This window comes from Acidobacteriota bacterium (genome assembly GCA_034211275.1).
GTDB lineage: Bacteria > Acidobacteriota > Thermoanaerobaculia > Multivoradales > JAHZIX01 > JAGQSE01.
In genome coordinates this window covers 1-8,574 of the sequence record JAXHTF010000256.1, presented here as the reverse complement: position 1 = coordinate 8,574, position 8,574 = coordinate 1, and the positions used below count along the sequence as shown (strand labels likewise).

Genomic DNA, 8,574 nt, shown 5'->3' with positions numbered 1-8,574 from the left:
GGGCGCTGAACGCCTGGTGCAGGCTCTGCGCCGCCGGTCGGGGCCTTCCGGTGTCGTTCCACTCCACCAACTGCTGCCGCTCCGCCGCGCTCAGCAGCTCGATTTCCCGGAACGAGCGCTCTGGCTCCTCGATCCAGCGACGCAAGAGCAGCTGGAAGTGCTCCACCATGCGGCCGGCGGTGGTCTCGTCGAAGAGATCGCGGCTGAACTCCAGCGAACCGCTCAGGTCGTCGCCGACCTCTTCGACCCCTAGGGTGAGATCGAATTTGGCCATCGTCTCGCCGACGTTCTTCTCATCCTCACCCTCACCCACCGGATCGAAGGGCTCGAGGCGTAGCTCGGTGAGCTCCACCGGCTCCCGTGGCGTGTTCTGGTAGACGAACATCACCTGGAAGAGCGGCGAGTAGGCCATGCTGCGCTCCGGCTGCAGCTCTTCCACCAGCTTCTCGAAGGGCACGCTCTGGTGCGCATAGGCCTCCAGGGAGATATCCCGCACCCGGTGCAACAGAGTCGTCAGGTCCGGGCTGTCGGAGAGATCCGAACGCAGCACCAGGGTGTTGACGAAGAAGCCGATGAGGGCCTCGATCTCGGTGTGGGTACGACCCGCCACCGGGCTGCCCACGGAGATGTCGTCCTGGCCCGAGTAACGCGCCAACAAAGCCTGGAAGCCCGCCAGCAGAGTCATGAAGGTGGTCACGCCGCTGGCCCGGCTGCGGACGCGCAGAGCCTCCGCCAGATCGCCGTCGAAGGGAATCTGATAGACGCCGCCGGTGATACCGCGGGCCGGCGGCCGCGGCCGGTCGGTGGGCAGCTCGAGCACTGGCGGAGCCCCGGAGAGAGCATCGCGCCAGAAGTCGACCTCCGTCGCCAACACGTCGCCGGACAGCCACTCCCGCTGCCAGTGAGCGTAATCGGCGTATTGGATCGGCAGCGGATCCAGATCCGGCTCTTCGCCGGCATTCATCGACTCGTAGAACTCGCCCACCTCGCTGGTCAACAGATTGAGGGACCAGCCGTCGCTGACGATGTGGTGCATGTTGGCCACCACCACGTGTTCCTCGTCCCCCAGCCGCAACAGGCTGATACGCAGCACAGGACCATGCTCCAAATCGAAGGGTCGCAACGCATCCTCGCCCACCAACCTGGCCGCCTCGGCTCTGGCCACGGCGGGCGCGAGCCCGGTCAAATCGGCCACCGGGAGCGCCGATGGCTCCGGCGGGTGGATTCTCTGCACCGGCTGCTCACCAGCGGCGCTGAAGGTGGTGCGCAACGCCTCGTGACGACGGATCACGCCGGCCACGGCCTGCGACAGCTTGGCGACGGTCAGCGGCCCCACCAGCTGGACCGGTATGGGCATGTTGTAGACCGGGCTTCCGGGCTCTAGCTGATCGATGAACCACAGCCGCTGCTGAGCGAAGGAGAGCGGCAGGCCATCGCCATCGGCAGGCCGTTCCATGGGCTCCAAAGGCGGTGCTTGCAGCCCCGACTCGCCGACCTTGGTCTCGTCCACCACCCGAGCCAGCTCGGCGACGCTGGGCCCTTCGAACAACGCGCGCAGCGGGACCTCCACTCCCAGCGCGTCGCGCAGCCGGGCCATCAGCTGAGTGGCCAGAAGGGAATGACCACCGAGGTCGAAGAAGTCGTCGTCTCGGCCCACCCGGGGCAGGGACAGCACGTCGGCCCAAAGATCCGCCACCATGCCTTCCGTCGGCGTCTGCGGCGCTCGATAGGGAGCCACGGCGGTGCTGGCGCTCCAATCCGGGTCCGGCAATGCTTTGCGGTCTACCTTGCCGTTGGCGTTGAGCGGCAGCTCCTCCAGCACGACGAAAGCGGAAGGCACCATGTAGTCCGGCAGATCGTCCGCGAGAGCCCGGCGCAATCCACCGGCCTCGGGCCACTGAGTCCCGTCCTTCTCCGAGCCCTCCGGCGGCACCACGTAGGCCACCAGGCGCTTGCTCGAACCGTGGGGATCCGCCATCGCCACCACCACGGCACGGCGCACCTGGGGTTGGTCCAAGAGAGCTGCCTCGACCTCACCCAGCTCGATGCGGAAACCACGCACCTTGACCTGGAAGTCGGTGCGCCCGATGAACTCCAGATTGCCGTCGCTACGCCAGCGCACCAGATCTCCGGTGCGATAGAGACGCTGGCCGACCGCGTCGGAAGGCCAGGGAGAGGGCACAAAGCGCTCGGCGGTGAGGCCGGGCTGGCCCAGATAGCCCCGGGCGAGACCGTCCCCACCCAGGACCAACTCGCCAGCGACACCGACCGGCACCGGCCGCAGCTGGCGGTCGACGATCCACAGGCTGCTGTTGCTCACCGTCCGACCGATGGAGACCGACGTACCCACCTGCTCGGGAGAGGTCATGGGGAAGCCGGTGCTGAAAGTGGTGTTCTCCGTCGGGCCGTAGACGTTGCTCATCACCGGCCCGTCGGGCAGCTCGATCACCCGCCGCACCCGTTCCGGAGACAGCACCTCGCCGCCGGAAAGCACATGGTCTAGAGGCTGCAAGGCCTCGGGCTGCTCGTCCACCACGAGGTGGAAGAGGCCGGCGGTGATGAACAGGGTGGTCACCCCGTGCTCGGCGATGGCGCGGCCGACATTCTCCGGAGTCGGACGCTCCGGAGCCAACAACACCACCCGGCCACCGGTGAGGAGCGGGCCCCAAATCTCGAACGTGGCGGCATCGAAGGACACCGGCGACAGGTGCAGCACGCTGCGCTCCGGCCCCAGCTCCGTGTAGTTGGCATCGCTCACCAATCGCACCACCGCCCGATGGGCAACCGCCACGCCCTTGGGCTTGCCGGTGGAGCCGGAGGTATATGCGACATAGGCCAGGTCTTGGGCGTCGAGGCCGGTCTCGAGGGCACCAGGGGCGCCGGCCGCGCTTTCCTCAGCGCCGTCCTCGCCGTCGAGCCACAGCACGTCCAGGCCTTCCACCGGCAGCTCCTCGGCCATGGCGCGGTCGGCCAGCAGCACGCGGACACCGGCGTCCTCGACCATGAAGCGCAGCCGTTCGGCCGGATACTCGGGCGCCAGCGGGACATAGAAACCTCCCACCTGGAGGATCGCCAGCAACGCCGCAACCATCCGTGGGGACCGTTCCGCGGCCAGCGCCACCGCCTCGCCTCGGCTCACGCCGGCGGCTCGGAGGCGCTCTGCCAGCCCGCTGGCGAGGACCGCCAGCTCGCCGTAGGTGACGGTGGTTCCGTCGCCCGCCAGCACCAGAGCGATGGCATCCGGCGTCTCCCCCGCCTGCTGGGCGAAGAGATCGGGAACCGTCGCCTCCCGGGGGTAGGGCCGGCGAGCCTCGTTCCATTCGCGAGTGACCTGGTGACGTTCCGCGGGGCTCAGCAAGGAGAGATCCCTCACCGGCGTCTCCGGAGAATCCAGCGCCGCTGCCAGCAGGTTCTCGAAATGCCCAAGGAAACGTTCCATGGTCGTACGGTCGAAGAGCTCGGTGACGTACTCCAAGGTCCCTTCAAAAGCCGACTCGTGCTCCTCCATGGCCAGATTGAGGTCGAATTTGGCGACGCTCTCGTCGAAGTCCAGCGGGCTCAGCTGGAGACCTTCCAGCTGCAGCTCTCCGCCGGGAGCGTTCTGCAGCGCGAACATCACCTGGAAGAGCGGCGAGTGGTTGAGACTGCGATCGGGCTGAAGCTCTTCCACCAGGCGCTCGAAGGGGAGCTCCTGGTGCATATGAGCCTCGAGAGACTGCTCGCGCACCTGGGCGAGCACGTCGACGAAGGTCGGAAGACCCTCGAAGCGGGTGCGCAGCACCAAGGTGTTGACGAAGAAGCCGATGAGGTTCTCCACCTCCAGGTGGTTACGGCCCGCCAGCGGAGTGCCGACGCTGACATCGTCCTGCCCGGCCCAGCGTCCAAGAACCGTCTGGAAGCCCGCCAGCAGCACCATGAAGGGCGTCACCTGATGGCGACGGCCCAATCCCCGGAGGCGTTCCGAGAGAGCCACGGGGAGCTCCACCGAAATCGACGAGCCGAGCATCGTGGGCTCCTCCGGTCTCGGCCGATCCAACGGCAGCTCGAGCAGCGGCGGTGCTCCCTCCAGGCGCTCGCGCCAGTAGTCCAGCTCCTGCTCCAAGACCTCACCGGACAGCCAATCGCGCTGCCAGGCGGCGAAGTCGGCGTATTGCACCGGAAGCTCCGGCAAATCTTCCAGCAGAGTCTCATCACCGGTCACCTGGTGCTGGTAGAACAACGAGACCTCGTCCACCAGCAGGCCCATGGACCAGCCGTCGCTGGCGATGTGGTGCATGGAGAACAACGCCGCGTGGTGCTGCGGGCTCATGCGCACGGCGGCTCCGCGCAGCATCAGGTCGTGCTCCAGATCGAAGGGACGCATTCCCTCGACGGCGGCGAGGTCCATGAGCACGGTTTCCCGCTGGTCCTCCGGCAGCCCCTGGAGATCGATCACCGGCACCGCGAAGAAGGACGCCGGGCGCACCTCCTGGCGCGGCTGTCCAGCCTCGGAGACGAAGCGGGTACGCAGCGACTCGTGGCGGGTCACCACCGCGGTGAGGGCGCGCTCCATCGCGGCGATATCCAGCTCACCCTCGGCGTGCAGCGGCAGCGGCATGTTGTAAGCCGCCGAGCCGGGGTCCAGCTGGTCGATGAACCACAGACGCTGCTGGGCAAAGGACAGGGGCAGCGCCGTGTCCCGAGGTACCGGGGTCAGCGGCGGAGGAGCGAGGCCTGCGTCAGCCCGACGGGCACGATCCACCGCCTGCGCCAAACGCTCCACGGTGGGGCCTTCGAAGAGCTCGCGGAGCGGTACTTCGGCACCCATGGAAGAGCGCAGCCGGGACATTACTTGGGTGGCCAGCAACGAATGACCGCCGAGCTCGAAGAAGTCGTCCCGGGCGCCCACCTGGGGCACCTCCAGGACCTCCGCCCAGATCTCCGCCACCATCGCTTCGGTCTGGTTCCGCGGCGCCAGGAACTCACCGGCGTCCCCGGCTCGGCCCTCCGCAGGCTCCGGAAGGGCCTTGCGGTCGACCTTGCCATTGGGGTCGAGAGGCAGGGCCTCCAGCACCACCAGCGCGGACGGAACCATGTAATCCGGCAGCGTCGCCGCCAGCTGCTCGCGCAAAGCGGGGCTCGAGAGCTTGGGAGTTTCGCCGTCCTGATCCTCCGTCGGCACCACGTAGCCCACCAGGTGCTTGCCACCGGCGCTGCGCTGGCGGCTCACCACCACCGACTGCCGTACCTCCGGCAGCGCCAGAAGAGCGGCCTCGATCTCCCCCAGTTCGATGCGGAAACCCCGCACCTTGACCTGGAAGTCGCTACGACCCAGGAACTCCAACACGCCCTCGCCGCGCCAGCGCACCAGGTCGCCGGTGCGATACAGACGTCCGCCGGCACCGGTCTCGCCGGTGGCATCGGGGAGGAACCGTTCGGCGGTGAGGCCCGGCCGCCCCAGATATCCGCGGGACAATCCGTCACCGCCGGCCCAAAGCTCACCGAACACACCCACCGGGGCCGGCTGCAGACGCCGGTCCAGCACCGCCACCGTGGTGTTGGACACCGGGCGGCCGATGGACACCGTCTCTCCAACCTGGTCCGGACGCTCCATCGGCCAGCAGCTGGTGAAGGTGGTGTTCTCGGTCGGACCGTAACCGTTGATCACCCGCGGACCGTCCTCCAATCCGAGCACCGCCAACACCCGCTCCGGCGACAGCACGTCACCACCGGCGAGGAGCTGGCGCAAAGGCCGCAGGCCCTCGAGACATTCATCCACCATCAGATGGAAGAGCCCGGCGGTGAGCCACAGGGTGGTCACTCCGTGCTGCTCCACCACCTCCGTGATGCGCTCCGGAGTCGGCCGCTCCGGCGGCATGAGCACCAAGCGGCCGCCGTTGAGCAGCGGTCCCCAAATCTCCAGAGTGGCGGCGTCGAAGGACACCGGCGCCAGCTGGAGGAAGACCTGCTCCGGCCCCAGATCCGCATAGTTGGCGCCGCGCACCAGGCGGGCCACCGCGCGGTGTGGCACGGCCACGCCCTTGGGGCGCCCGGTGGAGCCGGAGGTATAGGCGACATAGGCGAGATCGGCGGCGTCGATCTCGGCGTCGCCCCCGGTAGTGGCCCCGCCGTCGCCCATCGCCTCTCCGCCTACTGCCGGATCGTCGAGCAGCAACAGGCTCAGGCCCTCCGTCGGCAGCTCCTCGACCAGCGCGCTCTCGGTGAGCAACACCCGCGCCGCCGTGTCCTCGATCATGAAGCGCAGCCGGTCGGCGGGATAGTCCGCTGCCAGCGGCACGTAATAGCCGCCGGTCTCGAGAATCGCCAGCAGCGCCGCCACCATCTGCGGAGAACGTTCGGCGCACAGCGCCACCGCATCACCGCGGCCGACGCCCAACGCTCGCAGACGCGAGGCCCACTCGCCGGACTGGCGGGCCAGGTCGGCGTAGCTCCAGGTTTCGCCGTCGGCGGCGGCCACCACCGCCGGAGCATCGGGAGTGCGCTGCACCTGGTGAGCGAAGAGCTCGGGGATGTTGGCGCCGGCGGGATATCCGTAGCGCGCCTGCCCCCACTCGCGGACCAGCTGGTGACGCTCCGCGGGCTGCATCAGAGGCAGCTCCCAAGGATGGCTGTCGGGAGCTTCCATCACCGCCTGGAGCAGCGTCTCGAGATGGTCGAGGAAACGCGCCATGGTGGTGCCGTCCCACAAATCGCTGACGTATTCCACTCCCAGCTCGATCTGCTCCGGATCGTCCACTACCTGGACCGTGAGCTCGAATTTGGCGCTGCCAGCGTCCCCGCCCAGGGGTTCGAGGATCAGCCCCTCCACCTCGGGACCGCTGGGGCGGTCCGCATTCTCCACCGTGAACATCACCTGGAAGAGCGGCGAATGCTCCAGATGCCTCTCCGGCTCCAGCTCCTCGACCAGCTTTTCGAACGGCACCTCCTGGTGCGCCTGCGCGTCGAGGGAAACGTCCCGTACACGCTCCAAGAACTCGCTGAAGGTCGTCGGAGTCGCGAGATCGGCGGGCAGCACCAGGGTGTTGACGAAGAAGCCGATGAGGGGCTCCGTCTCCATCCAGTTGCGTCCGGCCACCGGCGTACCGACGGTGAGGCGCGGCTGACCGGACCAGCGAGCCAACAGCGTCTGGGTCGCCGCCAGCAGGGTGATGAAGAGGGTCGTGCGACGTTGGCGGGAGAAGCCGCGCAGAGCGTCGGACAGCTCCCGGGACAGAGCCTTCGAACGCTCCGCCGCCAGGCCGTCCCCTTCCACCGCGCGGGAGCGGTCGGTGGGCAGCTGCAGCACCGGCGGGGACTCGCCCAGGAGACCGCGCCAGAAGGCCATCTCGGCTTCCAGAACCTCGCCCTGGAGCCATCCTCGCTGCCACAGAGCGTAGTCGGCATACTGAATCGGAAGCTCCGGTAGATCCGCTTCCTCGGTGCCTTCCACGCCGGCCTGGTAGATCTCCGCCACCTCGTCCATCAAGACGCCCAGCGACCAGCCATCGCTGATGATGTGATGCATCGTGATCAAGACCAGGGAGTGCTCGGGCTCGAGCCGGACCAGGCAGGAGCGCATCAGCGGCCCGCGGGACAGATCGAAGGTCATGGCCCCCAAGGCTCCCGCCAGGCGCAGGCCTTCAGCCTCCGCCGCCGTCTCGTCGAGACCGCTCAGGTCGGCTACCGGCAAGCGCCAGGGCCGCGCCTCCTCGATCACCTGCACCGGCTGGCCGTCGCGCTCCTCGAAGCGCGTGCGCAGTACCTCGTGGCGGGCTACCACCCGGGTGAGAGCCTGCTCTACCAAGGCGGGATCCAAGGCTCCCCGCACCCGCATGGGAAGGGGCATGTTGTAGCTGTCGCTGTCCGGCTCCAGCTGATCGATGAACCACAGTCGCTGCTGGGCGAAGGAGAGCATCAGATCGCCGTCTCTTGGGGCTCGCTCCAAGGGCGGTATCTCCGCGCCTTCGCCGCGCCGTGCCATGTCGACTTCCCGCGCCAGCTCCGCCACCGTCGGAGCCTCGAACAGAGCCCGCAGAGGCACCTCCGCTCCCAGGCTGCTGCGCAGGCGCGACATCACCTGGGTCGCCAGCAGCGAGTGCCCACCGAGGTCGAAGAAGCTATCCGTCACGCCCACCCGGTCCAGCTCCAGCACCTGTGCCCAGATCTCCGACACCAGCGCCTCGGTCTGGTTGCGCGGTGCCACGTAGCGACCCGCCTGCTCCGGACGCACACCCGCCGGCTCCGGCAGAGCCTTGCGGTCCACCTTGCCGTTGGGCGTGCGCGGCAACGACGCCATCTCCAGGATCTCCGACGGGACCATGTAGTCCGGCAGACGATCCCGCAGCTGCGTCTTCAGCGCCTGCACCAAGCGCGGGTCATGCCCCTCGTCGCCCTCCGGCTCTTCCCGACCCGTCTCCACATAAGCCACCAGCCGCTGCGAGCTACCCACGCCCCACGCCGCCACCACCGCGTCGCGCACCGACTCGTGGGACAGCAGCGCCGACTCCACCTCGCCCAGCTCGATGCGGAAGCCCCGCACCTTCACCTGGTGGTCGAAGCGGCCCAGGAACTCCAGCTCCCCATCGCCCCGCCAGC

Annotated in this window: 1 protein-coding gene; it reads right to left on the bottom strand. The window is 68.2% G+C overall.

Annotated features, from left to right (window positions below; all coding sequences use genetic code 11):
* Window positions 1-8,574: amino acid adenylation domain-containing protein (locus tag SX243_23965; protein ID MDY7096043.1), on the bottom strand; the 8,574-nt coding region annotated here is incomplete at both ends.